Here is a 15,569-nt window from a genome sequence, read left to right as displayed (position 1 = left end):
GGCCGGGCCCGCCGCGGGGCCGCCCGTCTCGACCCGGGTGTCGGCCCCCTCGGCCACCTCGACCGCCGGCGATCCGGTGTTCTCCAGCCGGCAGGCGCTGACCTCGCCCCCGCAGCCCCGCCCGAGGGAGATGCCGACCCCGCCGGTGTCGTGGACATGGCAGCGACGGATGACCGGGGCGCTCTGGTGCACCACCACGATCCCGGCGTCCCCCGTCGCGGAGATCTCGCACTCCTCGAGGACCGGCCGGCCGAACTGGTAGACGTACACGCCGCGGCGCCGGCACCGGCTGATCGTCGTCGTGCGGATCCGCGGGTCGGCGCCGAGGCGGACGATGACGCCGTCGTCGGCGATGTCGCCGACCTCGCAGTCCGTCATCGAGCCGCCCGCGTCGTCGAAGACCACGCCGAACTGGCCGCCGCTGATCCGCGTCCGCCGCAGCTCCACCATGCTGCGGTCACGCACGTCGACCACGGCCCCGAACTGGCTCGACGCGACGCAGTCGGTGACGCTCAGCGTCGCCCGCTCGGCGTGCACCGCGGGCAGCTCCCCGCCGGTCAGGGTGAACCCCGTGACCGACACCCGGCCGCCGCGCACGGCGAGCGCGGGCAGGCCGAGGCCGCGCGCGTCCAGCTCGACCGGCGCCGAGGTCTCGGCCGCGGCCAGCCGGATGTCCGCGTCGACGAACGCGAGCGCCTCGCGGTAGACGCCGGGCGCGACCAGGACGACCGCCCCCGCGGGCGCCGCGTCGACCGCATCCCGGATCGAGGCGAACGCGCCCCGTCGCTCCGGTGCCACGATGAGCTCCCGCGTCACGCCGATCAGCCTATCGTCGCACCGCAGACGACGGAGCCGAGTGCCGAAGGTGCCAGGTGGCCGAAGGTGCAGCGGGGCGGAGCGGGGCGGAACGGGGCGGCTACCGGCGTCACGGTCGCCGCAACCGTGCCGCGACGTTGCGCAGCGCCGCCGCGTCGATCCGGCCGTTGGCATACCCGCGGGCACGGATGTGAGCGAGCAGCCCGAGATCGGGCGCAAGACCGTACTCCTGCAGGTAGTAGCTGTTCGCGTCGTCCCAGATCCACTCCCCGTCGGAACGGATGTTGGTCGGTACGACCGGGATCTCCGCCGGCCGCAGCACGTCCTGCCTGCGTCCGGTGGTGAAGGCGAGGATCGTGCCGGCGCTGAGATAGCTCAGCACCTCCGTCCGTTCCGGCTCCGCCAGAACGAGATGGTCCGGGGCGATCCGCGGCCCGGTCGTGCCGTCTCCGTCGAAGAACTCGGCGTACTTGACCTCCGGCAACGGGTCGCGCAGGTACACCAGTGCCCCACGAAGCCGCGCCTGTCCCGTCAACGGCGGCGGCTCCGCCCACGACGGGAAGACCTCCACCTGCGGTGTGACCTCACCGGCGGCGAGGAGCGCACCCTGCACGCGGGCCGCGATGGCCGGCATGCCGTCGTCGTCGTCCGTCTCGACCACGAACACCCGCCGCGTCGGAGGCCACCGCGCGCCGTTCCTCGGTGCGCGCCAGGCAGCCCAGCCCACGCGCACGGAGGGCACCGCCGCGCACTCCACAAGCAGCGCGTCGACAACGCCGTCCCGCTCCCCCGCCGCCGACTCACCCACCGCCGCGCCGTTCCCGACCCCAGCCGCCCCGGCCCTCACCGCTCCGACCCTCACCGCTCCGACTCCAGGCGCCCCGACTCCAGGCGCCACCGCCTCACCGGACGCCGACAGACCAGGACGTCCGGAGGCGAACAGGTAGCCGGGCCCCACGTCGCCCAGCGCGATGGGCCCACCACCGATCACCCTGTCGACGGTGGTTCGTGGGAGGCCGGCCTCCGCGTACAGCTCCCGGAGCAGAAAGACATGCGCATGATTCACAACGAGGCGGGCAGCGAGGGCTGCCTGCACGACTGCGGCGGCCACATCGCCCCGGCGGCCCTCGGCCAGCCAGGCGCGCGCATCGGTGAGCAACTCGTCGGGAACCAGCCCGGACAGCGCCAGCAGCAACCAGTGGCACCGGGCGTCACGACTCTCGTCGTCGGTCCAGGTCGGCTCCGCCGGCTCGTTCACCGCCACCAGTCCAGAATAGAACTGGACCATGTACTGTCGGCATCCGCTCGCTCACCTTCTCCCCAACAGTCCCCACGCTGCCGGGGCGCCGCCGCGTCCAGCCCCGGCACGACGCGCTCAGCCCTGGCACGACTCGGCCGAGGCCGAAGTGGCGCAGACGCTGACATCCCGCCGCAAGGCGTCCTGAAGTGGGCCGACCCGCGGTACCGTCGTCCTCGCGATGGCCAGTTCCGACGCTCCACGGCATGACGGTCTCCGGCCCGACGGTCTCCGGCCCGACGGTTCCCGGCCCGACGGTTCCCGGCCCGACGTGCCGACGCCGCCCGCGCCCGCCGCGGGGCCGGGCGCAGCCGTACTGCCCGCCCCTGACGACGAGCCGTGGCCGGCGCTGCACGACGCGGTCCGCACCGGCGCTCACGCCACCTATCTGGACCTGCTGCTCGACGCCACCGTCGTGATGCCGACCGATACCGAGCGCCGGCGCTGGGCGGTGACGACCGTGCCCGGACGAGGTCCGGTCGTGCTGGTCTTCTCCTCCCCGCCGGACCCGGCAGGGCCGGCGGAGTCGGCAGGGCCGGCGGAGTCGGCGGAGTCGGCGGAGTCGGCGGAGTCGGCGGAGTCGGCGGAGTCGGCGGAGTCGGCCGTGGCGAGCGGGCACTACCTGGTCTGGCCGATCGTCGACCTCGTCCACGCCTGGCCCGATCCGGACTGGTCGCTGCTCATCGACGCCGGGCGGCCCACGCAGGTGCTGCTCGACCCGCCGGTGGTCGCCGAACTCGCCGACCGGGCGAGGCACGCGCTGCCGCTCGACGCCGCGCTGCGCGCCGCCGCGGGCGACCCTGCCGCCTATCTCGAGGCGCTGCTGGCGGGCGAGGTCGTGGTACCCATGGCGCCGCAGGGGTCGGCGTCCCGGGACCTGTCCGATCCCGAGTTCGCCTGGTGGAGACTCGCCACCCCGGCCGGATCGGACGGGCCGGCGGCGGCGGTCGTGCTGTTCAGCTCGCCCGTGCGGCTGCGTTCCCGGCTCGGGGACGTGCCGTGGCTGCAGGCGGAGTTCCTCGGCGTGCTGGAACACTGGCCGGCGGGTTACGCCGCGCTGGTCGACCCGGACCACCATCTCGCCGCCGTCGTCCCGGCCGACCTCATGCAACGGGCCTCGCTGCGTCTGCAGGACGCCCTGTGGGACGCCGCGCACGCCGCCGAGAGGACGTCCGGCGGCGGCGACAACGACCTGCGGGAAAGGCAGGACGACGCACCCGACCTGGACGGGTGATCCGCGAGCCGGATCGGCGCCGCCGGCTCATCCACCGCTGTGAGGAACAACCACCCTCAGGTGCCGCCGGACAGCTACTCCCGCCCGGTCGGCGCTTCCGGCTCGGAAGGATCGGCTCCCCAGCCGGCCGACTCCGGCATCGAGGTGAACCGCCGTCGGGCGCGCTGGAGGTCGACCGCGTCCACCCGGGGAAAGACGTGGTCCTGGCGGCGGATGTGCGCGAGGAGTTCGGGGTGCGGGGCGAGGTGGTGCTCCAGCAGGTGGTACCAGCTGTGGTCGGACCACACCCAGTGGCCGTCGGTGTGGACGGACGTCGGGACCACCTCGCCGGCCTCGGGTCGCAGGACGTCCTCGACCAGCACCTTGCCAAACCACACCAGCCCGCCGCCGCGCAGATAGCCGAGCACGAGCGCGCGTTCGGCACCGGAGAGGACGGGATGGTCCGGGCTGATCCTCGGCCCCGTGGCGTCGACCTCGTCGTAGAACGGGGCCGGCCGCAGCGGCGGACGGGCATCACGCAGGTGGACGAGCAGGCCCTGCGCACTGGCCCAGACCTGGTAGGGGGGCAGGAGGTTACCCGCCCAGACCGGGTAGACCTCGACCCCCACGTTCGGATCCCCCGCGGCGGCGAGCACCCGCTGCAGGTGTGCGGCCAGCGCGGGCGCGTCGACGTCGTCCTCCACCTCGAGGACGAACACCCGCCGCGGCGGTGGCCAGCGGGCGATGTCCACGGGCCACCGCCAGGCCGACCACGCCGCGCGCACCGCCCTACCCTCGGCCCGGATCGCGTCGAGAAACGCGCCGGGCACCGCGTCCGTCTCCGTGCGCGGATCCGGTGGATCCACCGGATCGACGAGGGAACGACCGAAACCGGTCTCCGACGGCTCGGTCGCGTCAGGGCCGAACCGGTAGGGCAACGAGTGCGGCTCGTCGATGCCCACAAGATCCTCTCCGGGCGGCACGGCAATGCCGGCCGCGCGCCGGATCTCGGCCAACAGCTCGATGTCCTCCCGGTAGAGCTCGACGCCGGTGAGGGCGGCCTGGTGTGCCACGGTCAGCGCAACATCGGTGAACCGCCCCTGCGCCAGCCAGGCGCGGCACGCCGTCAACATGTCGTCCGGCACGAAGCCCGCGATCCACAGCAGCATCAGGTGGCAGCGCGCCGCCCAGCCCTGCGGGCGCGGGTCGCGGACGTACACCGACGCCCCACGGGTCCTCGCCGCCAGCGTCCGGGCGGGCGGCTCGATCCACCTGGGATGGACCTCCACCTGCGGGGCGGCCTCTCCTGCGGCGGCGAGCACCCGCTGCAGCCGGGCCACCACCCCCGCCAGATCCGCGCCCCCGTCCGTCTCGACGACGAACACCCGCCGTGGCGGCGGCCAGGGAGCGCCGTTCGCCGGTGAACGCCAGGCCACCCACACCCCACGCACCGACGGCATCACCGCGACCTCGGCGAGCAACGCGTCGAGCGCACCATCCCGTTCCCCCGCGGATGGCTGCGCATCGGCCGGCGCCTGCGGGGCGTCGACAGCAGGCGCCGCAGAAACCTGCGCCGCCGTCGGAGCACCGGGACGCTCGGCCGCGAACGTCAGACCGGGCAGCACGTCGCCGGGTGCCGCCGGCCGCCCCGTTCCGAGCCGCCGCAGGCCCGACAGGGGCAGCTCAGCCTCGGCGTACAGCTCCGCGAGTAACGTCACGTCCGCGGAATCCAGCGCGAGCCCGGCGCCGACCTGGACCACAGCTGCGGCCATCTCGGTCCGGTGCCCCTCGGCCAGCCAGGCACGCGCCCGGGTGAGCAGCTCGTCGGGAACCGCCCCCGACAGACGCAGCAGCATCCAGTGGCATCGGGTCGTCAGATCCTCGGGACCCGGCCGGTGCGGATCCCGGGCCGGCGGCTCACCCATCGTCATGGGCCCGGGGGGTGGAGAAGTGGTTTGCCCAGCCGAGCGAGTCCTCCGGCGATTCCAGCAGCTCCCGCGCACGCTGGCGATCGACCTCGTCCACCGGGGGAAGGACATAACCGCGGCGGCGGATGTCCGCGAGGAATTCCGGGTACGGGGCGAGGTGATGCACCAGCAGGTAGTACCAGCTGGGATCGGCCCACACCCAGTGGCCGTCGGTGCGGAAGAAGGTCGGCACGACGTCGCCGGCCTCGGGCCGCAGGATGTCCCCGACGAGCTGGGGATCGTGCGACACCACGTCCGCGCCACGCAGATAGTCCAGCACGAGCGTGCGTTCCCTGCCCGCCAGGAGGGGATGAGTCGGACTGATCTTCCGCTCGGTGCCGTCGACCTCGTCGTAGAACGGCACCAGCCGCAACGGTGGACGGGCATCGCGCACGTGGATCCGTCGGCCGTATTCCCGGGCCCAGAGCTGGTAGGTGGGCAGATCGGCGTCCGCCGTCACCGGGTAGACCTCGACCCCGGCGTCGGGATCCCCGGCGCCGGCGAGCACCCGCTGCAGGTGCCCGGCCAGCGCGGGCGCGTCGGCCTCCTCGTCGACCTCGACGACGAACACCCGCCGCGGCGGCGGCCAGCGCGTGTTCTCCATCGGTCGCCGCCAGGCCAGCCACGCCGCCCGCACCGACCCGAAGTCCGCCCGGATCGCGTCGAGTAACGCGCCGAGCACGCCATCCGCCCGGACCGCCGCATCCACTCCCCCGGCCGCGGCGGAACGGCCGGCAGGCGCGGTCGGCGACGCGGACCTGTCGGGCCCGAACCGGTAGGGCGGCGTGGGCGGGACGTCGATCAGGGCAAGATTCTCCTCGGGCGGCACGGCGATGCCGGCCGCCCGACGGATCTCGACCAACAGCTCGACGTCCTCCCGGTAGAGCTCGACGCCGGTAAGACCCGCCTGCTGCGCCACGGTCAGCGCCACATCGACGACCCGCCCCTGCGCCAACCAGGCACGGCACGCCGTCAGCATGTCGTCCGGCACGAAGCCCGCGATCCACAGCAACATCAGGTGGCAGCGGGCCACCCAGCCAGCGCTCTCGTCCGCGCCGACCGTCATGGGAACAGCCGCATTGTGGCAAGGCGCAGCGCCACGGCATCGACCCGCGCACAGACGTAGCCGCGGGCGCGGATGGTGGCGAGCAGCCCGGGATGCGGCGCAAGGTGGTACTTCTCCAGGTAGTACCAACTCGCGTCGTTCCAGATCCAGACGCCGTCGGTGCGGATGGTGACCGGCACTATCGGGCCGTCCTGCGGCCGCAGCCGGTCGACGGCGCGCGCAGTGGTGGATGCCAACACCTTTCCATCACTGAGGTAGTTCAGCACGTGCACCCGCTCCGGGTCCGCCAGCCTCGGATGGTCCGGGCCGATCTGCGGACCTGACTCATCCACCTCGTCGAAGAACTGGGCGAACTGGATCTCCGGCCGCGGCCCACGCACATATACCAGGGCCCCGCGGGTCCGCGCCTGCTCCGTCCGGGAGGGCGGCTCGGCCGCTGTCGGGTAGGTCTCCACCTGCGGCGCAGCCTCCCCGGCGCCGGCGAGTACGCGCTGAGCTCGGGCCGTGACCGCGGGCAGGTCGGCGTCGTCATCCGTCTCGACGACGAACACCCGCCGCGTCGGGGGCCAGGGAGCGCCGTTCGCCGCCGAGCGCCAGGCAAGCCACACGCCCCGAACCGACGGCATCGTCACCACGTCGGCGAGCAACGCGCCGAGAACATCGTCCTGCTCCGCCAATGGCTCCTCGCCCGCAGCGGCGGGAGGCCCGGCACTGAACCTGAACCCGCGCGCCGCCTCACCGGACCGGTTCGGCCTGCCGATCCTGACCGACCCCACGGCCCGCGCGTCGAGGTCGGCCGCCGTGTACAGCTCGTCGAGCAGGCGGACGTCTGCGGCGTTCAGGGCCAGGTCGACGGGCACAGCGGCCTGCACGACCGCCGCGGCCACGTCCACCCGGCGGCCCTGCGCCAGCCAGGCACGGGCGCGGGTGAGCAGTTCGTCGGAAACCAGCCCGGACAGTCGCAGCAGCAGCCAGTGACAGCGGGTGTCGAGATCAGCCTCGCCGGGCCGACGTTCCGTCGATGCCGCCGGCTCACCCACCGCCACCAACCCAGACTAGAACCGGGGCGTGTACTGCCGGCATCCGCTCACCCTTCTTCTACCCAACGATCTCAACGCCACCGGGGCGCCGGGGCGGCCAGGGCCGGCACGGCTCGGCCGATCAGCCGGCCGGCAGGACCGCGGCTGACGATGCCGCCAGGCCGGTGAGAGTCCTCCCGATGGCGTCACGCTGATCGACCCGCGAGTCCGGATGGGCGGCGAGCCCCCGCAGCACATGTTCAAGCGGAGCCCCGGTCGCGGTAAGGGCCACCGCGGCGGCACGCCACGAACCCGGCCACAGCTCCTCGGGGGCGTCGAACACGGCCAGCAGGAAGTCGACGCCGTCCCCCGACGCCTGCCCCGGGTCGACCCGGGTGAGCAGGTCCCATGCCTCGTGCAGGGTAGTCGCGAGCGTCACGGGACTGTCCGCCGTCTCAGGGCGGAAGCCGACCCGGCGAACCACCTCGGCGAGCGCCTCGATGCGCGCGCCCACCCCGTCCAGGCCGACGGGGACGACCTGCCCGGTCGGGAGAACAGGATCGGCCGGGTCCGCGCCGAAGCGGCTGTAGGTCTGCAGCGGCGGCAGGGGTGCCGGCGGGCGGGACCGGACCGGACCGGCTGCCCACGGCGGAACCACGGTCCCCGGCTGGCGGGGAGGCGGGCTCACGGTGAACCGGCCGAGCGGGTCACCCGCCGCTCCGAACATCGGTCGGGCCACGTCGTCGACGACCTTGGGCGGCGCGGCGACGAGCCCGCCGGCATGATCACCATCTCTGATCATCCAGACGTCGTCACTGCTCGACTCGGCCGCGCGACGGGTCACCGCCTGATAGGCCCGCGCATAGTCGCCGCCCGCCTGGCAGATCAGCAGCTGGTCACCGTCGGGCCGCCGGCCGCTCGCCGCAACCACCTTGTTCACCGCTGCGGCCAGCAGCTCGGGGGGCACCCACCGGCCCCCGGCATGGACGCCGACCGCGCCGTCGGGCCTGGCCACACCGTGCGCCGCCACGCCGATCCACGCGGGGTCCAGATCGGCCCGGCCCAGCGCGGCGCGGGCCACCCCGTCGGCCGCTTCCGACTCGGTGCGAACCCACACCAGCTCCGCCCCGCCCGTGGTCACCACCACTTCGACGAAGTCCCGGAGAAACTCCGACAGCTCACCCGGTGTCCAGTCCCCCGCGTCGGCAGCAGGCACCGGCGGTTGCGGCTCGGCCAGCGGCCGCACGTTCGGGTGCCCGCCGTCGATGTGCGGGTTCGATGTTCTCGGTGGCCAGTAAAACCCCTCGTCTGGCGGGTAGATGCCGTCGGGGTGGTCCGTCAGCGAGCCGGGCGGATCGCCTCGGGCCTCCGCGGGTCCCCCGGGGTCAGGCGCCGGCCCGGAACCCACCCGCTGGCCGAGCACCTCGGCGAGGTCGGCCGCCTCGCGCGTCATCGGCGGCAGGCGGGTCACCGCGGCGGGCCCGCCAGGCTCGGCGACCACGGTGTACCACTCGCCAAAGGAGAACCGATCCGTGGCGAGGCGGGTCCGGCCGGCGTAGACGCCCTGGGGTGTCTGCATCACCCCGTCCGGGGTCGCGACAAGTTCGACCCGGGTGCCCAGTCGGTCGGCGAGGGACCCGGCGACGTCGCTGGCATAGCTCGCCGGCACGCCGGGGACCAACAGCGCGACGGCCGACGGGGCGGTCCCGAGGATGGCGCGGGCGTCGGACCGGCCGGCCACGAGGTCGGCGAGCTGGCCGGCGTCGAGCCAGCGGCCGGCCAGCCGAACTCCACGGGCGGGATCGTGGGCCTCGGCCGCGACGGTGAACGCATGCGGAAAGCGCAGCGCACGAGCGGCGGTCAGGGCCTGAACGGACCGGTCCGCGGCCGGCCCGCCACCGCCCGCGGCCTCGGCGGGCAGGAAGACCCCGCCGCTGGCGTCGACCTTGCTGTAGTGCAGCGGCACGCCGGCCGAGGTCACCGCTCGCAGGTCGGGATCGGGATGGCCGAGCAGCGCCGCCGCATCGGCCATCAGTGTCACGGCCCGGCCGGTTGAATCATGGAAGCGCAGCCGGTGGACCTCGCTGCCGACCCTGGCGGTGACGTCGAGGACGAGACCGGCGGTCAGCGAACGCATCGTGACGTCCCGGCTGGACTGGGTGAACCGGGTGATGTCGCGGGTGGATGTCCGGGTCGCCGTCTGTTCGAGGCGCAGCCTGACATGCGGGCCGGCGTAGGCGGTGGCAGGCGGACCGTAGTAGGCCGGGTCCAGCTCCCACGGCGAGTTGTGGCCACGCGGCACGTGGACGGGAGGTGAGGATGTCGATGTCTCGCCGAGGCCCTCCACGAACCGCCCCGCCGCTGCCCGGCTGCCGCCCGTTCCGTGCGAGTCCGACCAGCTCGTGGTGACCGTGGTCTCGTTGGCCTGCCGCTCCTGCAGCCAGGAGGATCTCGTGGGATGCGGCGACGGATCGAACAGGGCGGCGCGCACGTCGAGGACGGTGACGCCCCGCTCCCCGCGTCGCTCGATCGCCATCGTCGTCCCGTCGGCCCCCAGCAGAGCCGGGAAACGCGCCGCGAAGTCGCGCTCGGTGAACGGTGCGACAATCGCGTCCCGGATCGGCCCGCGGCCGACGAGCCCGCGCAGCGCCTCACGGACCTCCCCGAGGAAGGTCGGATCGACGTGGTCCAGGCGGACGTCGCCGCGGTCGAACGCGGGCCGGGCGAACCCGGCGAGCCGGTGGCCGGCGGCTCGGATCTCCAGCTCCGGTGTTCCCTCCGGATCGACAATGATCGACACGGCCCGTGTCCGGTCACCTGCGCCGCCGGAGACACCGGCAGTCGCGGCCGGCGCGTCACCGGCGTCCGCCCCGGCCGGGTGGGACGACGCCGGCTGGAGCGGCGCCGGGTCGCCGGCGGGAACGAGCACTGTCAGTTCGAGGCCGACGGTGTCCCCGACGGGGGCTCGCCGCGAGCCGAGCAGGTGCGGGAATCCGGACTGCACCGGGCGAACCACGATGTCCAGTTCGACCGGACCCTTGTAGCGGTCCCAGTCGGCGGTGTGCCGGTGCTGCGCGGCGTCGGCGGATGTCACCCCGTCGCCGGCGCCGACCGTGTTCTGCCGGTCGCGGGTGAGGTCCACCGCGCCAGCGGTGTAGTGGCGGGGCTCGGTCTCGCGTTCCTCACCGCTCCACCCCGCGCGACGGTTGCCGGTCCTGCTGCGGGCATGGTTCTCCTGCGTCACCACCGAGTGGGATCGCACCGTCTCCACGCCGGGCGCGGTGCCGTCGTAGGTGAAGTCCGCTGCGACCCGCGCCCGCAGCACGAGTTCCAGGCGCGGGGTGATACTGACTGTCCGTCCGCCCCACAGGTTCGGCAGGTCGCGCTCGATGTTTTCCGACCGCAACCGGGTGAGCAGCTCGTCGAGTGTTCTCCCGCGCTGCAGCTCCCCCGGGTCGAGCGTACGGACCAGATCGACTGCGCGGCGCTGTGCGGCGTTCTGCTGGCCGTCCCAGCCCTCGACGAAACGTAGTTCCTGAACATCGGCGGTCGTTACGTCGTGTCGAGGCAACGTGGGCAGCGCCGTCGAGGACGTTTGCCACGGACTGGTCCGGCGCAGGATCGCAATGGCGTCGGACGTGTCGATCACCCTGGCGCCCGCGGCGGGTCCGTCGCCCCGGCCGCTGTGGCCCACAGGCTCGACGCCGCCGGACGATGCCGCCGGGGCGCGCGTCGAGACGTAGCTCTCCGGGGCCATCACCGTAATCACCAGGCGAGCGTCGCCGATAATCTGAACATAGTCCGCCTTGGCGAACTTTCGCTGGGTCGAACTGAGGACGCCTGTGCCGTCGCTGCTGTCTGCCGCCCCGCGGCTGCTGCGGCCGTCGGAGCGGCCTGGCGCCGACGTCCGCCAGTCCTGCGGCGCCTTCGCCGCGGCGTCTGCGGAGGTGGTGAGCCAGCCGACCGTGCGCCGCCCGCCGCGACCGGCCTGGGCCCGGTGACCCCCGCTCTCCGTCAGTTTGCGATTGAGCGACGCCGAACCGTCCGCCTGCCGAAGGTTCCGGCCGGCGATCTCGATGATCACCACCGCGTCCCGGTTGGTCGCCGGGTCTCGGACAGGACGGACGACACGTCCACTCTGCCGGTAGTTGACAGTCACATTGTCGACGTTGAGGAGGTCGTGGGCGAGGGAATCTGCCGTCTTAGCGGCAAACCCTCGCCCGATGAGCAGGTCCGACAGGACCCGGACGGCCGCGGGCCCGGCCACGACCCACTCCACGATGTCATCGGGCAACGGCGCGCCCTGGTCGAGGACGGCAGGGCGCAGCCGATCCGCCGCGTCCGGGTTAGGTGAGGCGAAGCCCTCCGGTGCCCAGACGGTGGCCCGAACGTCGATCATGTTGTCCGGAGGGGTGGCCTGGCCACTCGGGGGCAGGGGCTGCGCTGACGCATCCGGCAGCTGGCCGGGTACGTCCGCCCGCTCCGGCGGTAGCTCGGTGCGTCGGCCCGCTATCCATCGTCGGATGGACGGGATTTCCGGCTCGGAGCGCACCGCGATGTCAAACTCGATGCGGGCCCGGATATCGGCGCTGACGGACGCACCCTTGAAATCGAACTCGTCCTGGAAGGTGCTTTGGTCCTCGAAACGGTTACTTCTCGTCGCTCCACCGCCGGCCTCGCCGCGGCCTCGCGCGCCGAGCAGGATCGGGTCCCCGTCGAGATACGCGCGCACGCCGCCCCCAGCGACGACCTGCCATCCGCGGGTGTCGGCCCACCCGGTCGCGGTGGCCTCCCGCACGGCGATCGCCAGCCGGGCGTTGCCCAGTTCAGTCGCTGGATGGGGCCCCACCTCCATGACCGCGCGTACCGTGATCTCGACCTGCTGCTGTCCGATCGTCAGTGGGAGCTCAAGGCTTCCGCCGAACAGCTCACGCTGCCTGGCCAACAGCGCGCCCGAAGAGAAATGCTCGGCTATCTGCTTGCTGACGGCGAAGTCCTCCGCGCCCAGCTCGACCCGGCTGCGCAGCGCCGTGACGATACGGTCGGCCACCAGGCCCGCGCCGTCCAGACCGACCACCACCGCCGCAGGGCCGAGCCGGCTGGGAAGGTAGTGCGACGGTGATGTCGAGGCGACCTCGGCCGCCGGGGCCGAGCTCTCCTGCGACGGTGTTCCCACGGCCGGGGCCGGCGGCACGGCCGGCGTCCCGGCCACCGCCAGGACAGTCGCCGCGTTGAACTCGTCGAGCTCGGCGAGCACACGGGCGGCGGATTCGGCCGGGATGCGTATCACCGCGGTGATATCCCCGCGCGCGGACCCCCCTGACGGCAACGTCGCGGTGACGCGCAGCGCAACCTCGATCGGGACGCTGACGCCGGTATGGTCGATCCTCATGGTCGTGCCGGCGCCGCGGGCGATGGTGCGTTCGCTGGCACGCGTCCTCTGGACGTCGAGGCGTGCCTCGAAGCGGTTGGCGAGCACGCCGCTCACGGAGAACGTTTTCCCCCTGGCATGGCTGTCGATGGCGCCGGTGATCTGCACCCGCTGGGTGTCGTGCCGGATCCGCACATCGGCCCGGCCGTTCCCCGGTGTGGCACGCAGGAGGTCCGCCCGCAGGTGGACGCCGAATGCCTCGGGCGAGTACACGCCCGGCCCTCGCAGCAGATCGTCGAACTGTTCCGTGACGTACTCGGCAATCCAGCCTGCGTCCGCCCCCTGCGCCACGACGGCGTCGGTCAGTTCGGTCAGACCGTGTACGGACTCCACGGCGTACATCGGCACCCGACCGAAGGTGGTACGCGTGTGATCATGCTCGGTCGGAGATCCGCTGCCGGGCATCCGGACCTCGCCCCCGACCGGGGTACCGCCCTGCGTCAGGTGTTGAACCGTCCCCTCGAACAGAGAGAACGTCACCGTGGTCGGACCGGTGAGAACCTCGGGGATGCCGGCCCCGGCCACCAGCCGGTCGGGGATGAGCGAGACCTGTAGCTCGGCGGGCAGCTCCAGGCGGGCCCGGAGATCACGGGGCCCCTGCGGATCCCACGGCAACAGAACCCGCCGGGAACCGGTGTTGTCCCGCTGCTCGTTACGGACGAGGCGGCTGCCGTTGCTTTCGACGATGCCCGCGACGGCGATCGAGCGATCCGCCCGGGTGTATCCGAAGACCACCCCGCCCCGCGGGACTAGGCCGCCGGCCTGGCCGGCGGCGGTGCGGCGGGCGGTCCCGGCCCCTTCCACCGTCGCCAGGACCGGCTCCCCGCGGGCAGCGGCGCGGCGGGCAGCGGCCTCGGCGGGGGACAGCAGCCGGGGCTGCTGACTCGGGTCGGCCGCCAACCGCACGGGCAGGCGTAGCGGGTCACCCGTCTCGGGATGGCGCAACGCCAGCTCAACGCCCCTGCTGGAGACCAGGCGCCAGCCGAGTTCCGGCCCCCCCAGCTCGTTGATGAGGTTCTCGAACCCGGCGGTGATCTGTTTGCGCAGCTCCGCGTGGAGCCGGCCGTCCGACCAGGGCGGACGTTGCGCCAGCAGATCGACGACCTGCTCGGCCAGGGGCCCGGCGTCGCGGGCGTCGGTCAGCGTCTGGTCGGCGATGAACTCGACGTGCCCGCCGGCCACCCGACCGTGTGCCGGGTCGAACCCGACCGGCAGAGCGATGCCGGCTGCCGCTGCCGCGGCGGCCGCCGCGGCCTCGATGTCACGTGCGGTCGCTTCCTGGATGGCGTTGAGATCGTCGCCGGGCCGGTAGCCGAACGGCCGGCCGTCGATCAGGGATTCCGCCGCGTCGGCCAGATGGCCGGCCGCCGCACTGGTCAGCCTCAACGGCACCGGGCCGCCGGCCGGCGCGACGATCTCGACGAAGGGCGCCTGGCCGTCGAACGGATCCGCGCCGCCGCGGCCCACTCGACCGAAGATCTCAGCGAGCCGGTCCCGGTAGAACCGGTAGAGGTTGTCGACGTCGCGGGGGGCGAGTGGTTCACCCGGCCGCCAGGTGCGGGCGGTGACCACGGCCGCCGCCAGGATCGCGGCCGCCTCGCGCGGATCGGCAGGGATCGGTGCGGCGAGCGAGTCCGGCAGGCTGCTTGCCGCAGGGTCCCCCAGCCGGTCCAGAACGTCCTGGTCCATCCCGAGTTCGCGCAGCAACGGCTCCAGGTGCCCCAGACTCGTTCCGACGGCGGTGCCCGGGGGTGGACGACCGGCAGCCGACCCGTTGGAACCGGTCGGTGCGGGCCCGGCGGGAGGCGAGGTGCCGGGCACGTCAGCGGAAGGCGAGGTACCCGACACCTCGGCGGGGCCCGGCGCCGGCATGGCAGCCGAGTGCCCGGGCACTGGAGCTGCCGGCTGGGTGCTTCCGAGCTCGCGGACATGCGCCACGGCGTTGCCCTCGGCGTCCCGCCCGGGAATCGCCTCGTGGACCGTCCCGGTACTCGCATCGAAAGTGACATCGTGGCTGGAGGCGGCCACCGGGCCGCCCGTGCGGGCGCGCAGGTCGGCGGCGAACGAGCCCGGGCCGTCCGCGTGCGGGACGACCAGGTAGAAGCCCTGGTCGGTCGGCACCCCGAGCTGATCGAGCGCGGTTACCAGGCTGTCGGCCGGAACCGGCCGGCCGGCGAGATCGAGCCGCCCCGGCGCATCCCCCCGGCCGACCAGTGCGGCGCCCTCCCCACCGGGCGGGTGGATGAGCGCCAGCGCGTCGACGGTGGCCGCGTCCGGCGGTCGGGCCGGATCGTCGAGCAGGGTGACGGTGACCCCGGGCTGGGGGTCGCGCGGTGTCACGTGCAGGTGCGGCGGAAGTTCATGGGCCTCCCAGGGGGGCGGGGGGCCGTGCGGGGGGTCGGGCGGACGCCCAGGCGGCGGTCCGGATGGCGGTCCGGATGGCGATCCGCTGTCTGCGCCGCCGGCCGCCGGTGCACCGCCGGTCGGTCCACGGTCCCCGCCGGCTGCCGGTGCGACGGCGTCCGGTCCACTGGCTGACAAGCCCGGATCGGCTCCGCTGCTCGGATCGGCAGCATCCGGGCCGGAGACATCAGGACCGGGGACATCAGGACCGGCGGCACGGCCACCGACCTGGTCGGTGTTCACCGCCGCCCGTACCGCGGCGGGTGGGGGCGCGGCCGGGGGTGGTCCGGCCGCCCGCCCCCCCCCCCCCCCCCCCCCCCCGCGCGGCCCCGCCCCCCCGCCCCCCACAAACCCCTA

The 15,569-nt window shown here is 73.6% G+C and carries 7 protein-coding genes; 1 reads left to right on the top strand and 6 read right to left on the bottom strand.

Annotation, left to right across the window (positions count from 1 at the left end; translation table 11 throughout):
- Together ND748_RS11850 and ND748_RS11845 are read right to left on the bottom strand one after the other, a co-directional pair.
- The coding region (locus ND748_RS11850) for a right-handed parallel beta-helix repeat-containing protein (protein WP_251745782.1) at nucleotides 1–816 on the bottom strand (816 nt) is incomplete at its 3' end.
- 109 nt (nucleotides 817–925) lie between these two features.
- The gene (locus tag ND748_RS11845; RefSeq protein WP_251745780.1) at nucleotides 926–2,104 is read right to left on the bottom strand and encodes a hypothetical protein; all 1,179 of its coding nucleotides are present in this window, start codon (nucleotides 2,102–2,104) and stop codon (nucleotides 926–928) included.
- 280 nt (nucleotides 2,105–2,384) lie between these two features.
- On the opposite strand from ND748_RS11845, the gene ND748_RS11840 reads away from it, so the two are divergent.
- Nucleotides 2,385–3,347 (top strand): hypothetical protein, encoded by a 963-nt coding sequence (locus ND748_RS11840; RefSeq protein ID WP_251745778.1) that lies wholly within the window; start codon nucleotides 2,385–2,387, stop codon nucleotides 3,345–3,347.
- Nucleotides 3,348–3,421: 74 nt separating this feature from the next.
- Here the strand turns inward: ND748_RS11840 and ND748_RS11835 are convergent, their stop codons facing one another.
- The 4 genes from ND748_RS11835 to ND748_RS11820 form a co-directional block, all read right to left on the bottom strand.
- Nucleotides 3,422–5,182: a hypothetical protein gene (locus ND748_RS11835; RefSeq protein ID WP_251745777.1), complete on the bottom strand. Its 1,761-nt coding sequence runs from the start codon at nucleotides 5,180–5,182 to the stop codon at nucleotides 3,422–3,424.
- A gap of 61 nt (nucleotides 5,183–5,243) precedes the next feature.
- Complete coding sequence (locus tag ND748_RS11830; RefSeq protein WP_251745776.1) at nucleotides 5,244–6,359, bottom strand: hypothetical protein; 1,116 nt, start codon at nucleotides 6,357–6,359, stop codon at nucleotides 5,244–5,246.
- The gene (locus tag ND748_RS11825) at nucleotides 6,356–7,399 is read right to left on the bottom strand and encodes a hypothetical protein (RefSeq protein WP_251745775.1); all 1,044 of its coding nucleotides are present in this window, start codon (nucleotides 7,397–7,399) and stop codon (nucleotides 6,356–6,358) included. Before ND748_RS11825 ends, ND748_RS11830 begins: the two co-directional genes overlap by 4 nt.
- A 121-nt stretch (nucleotides 7,400–7,520) precedes the next feature.
- Complete coding sequence (locus ND748_RS11820) at nucleotides 7,521–15,149, bottom strand: hypothetical protein (protein WP_251745773.1); 7,629 nt, start codon at nucleotides 15,147–15,149, stop codon at nucleotides 7,521–7,523.
- Nucleotides 15,150–15,569 lie beyond the last annotated feature (420 nt).

Source organism: Frankia sp. AiPs1 (assembly GCF_023716945.1).
Classification (GTDB): Bacteria; Actinomycetota; Actinomycetes; order Frankiales; family Frankiaceae; genus Frankia.
This window is presented reverse-complemented; position numbering and strand designations above follow the sequence as displayed.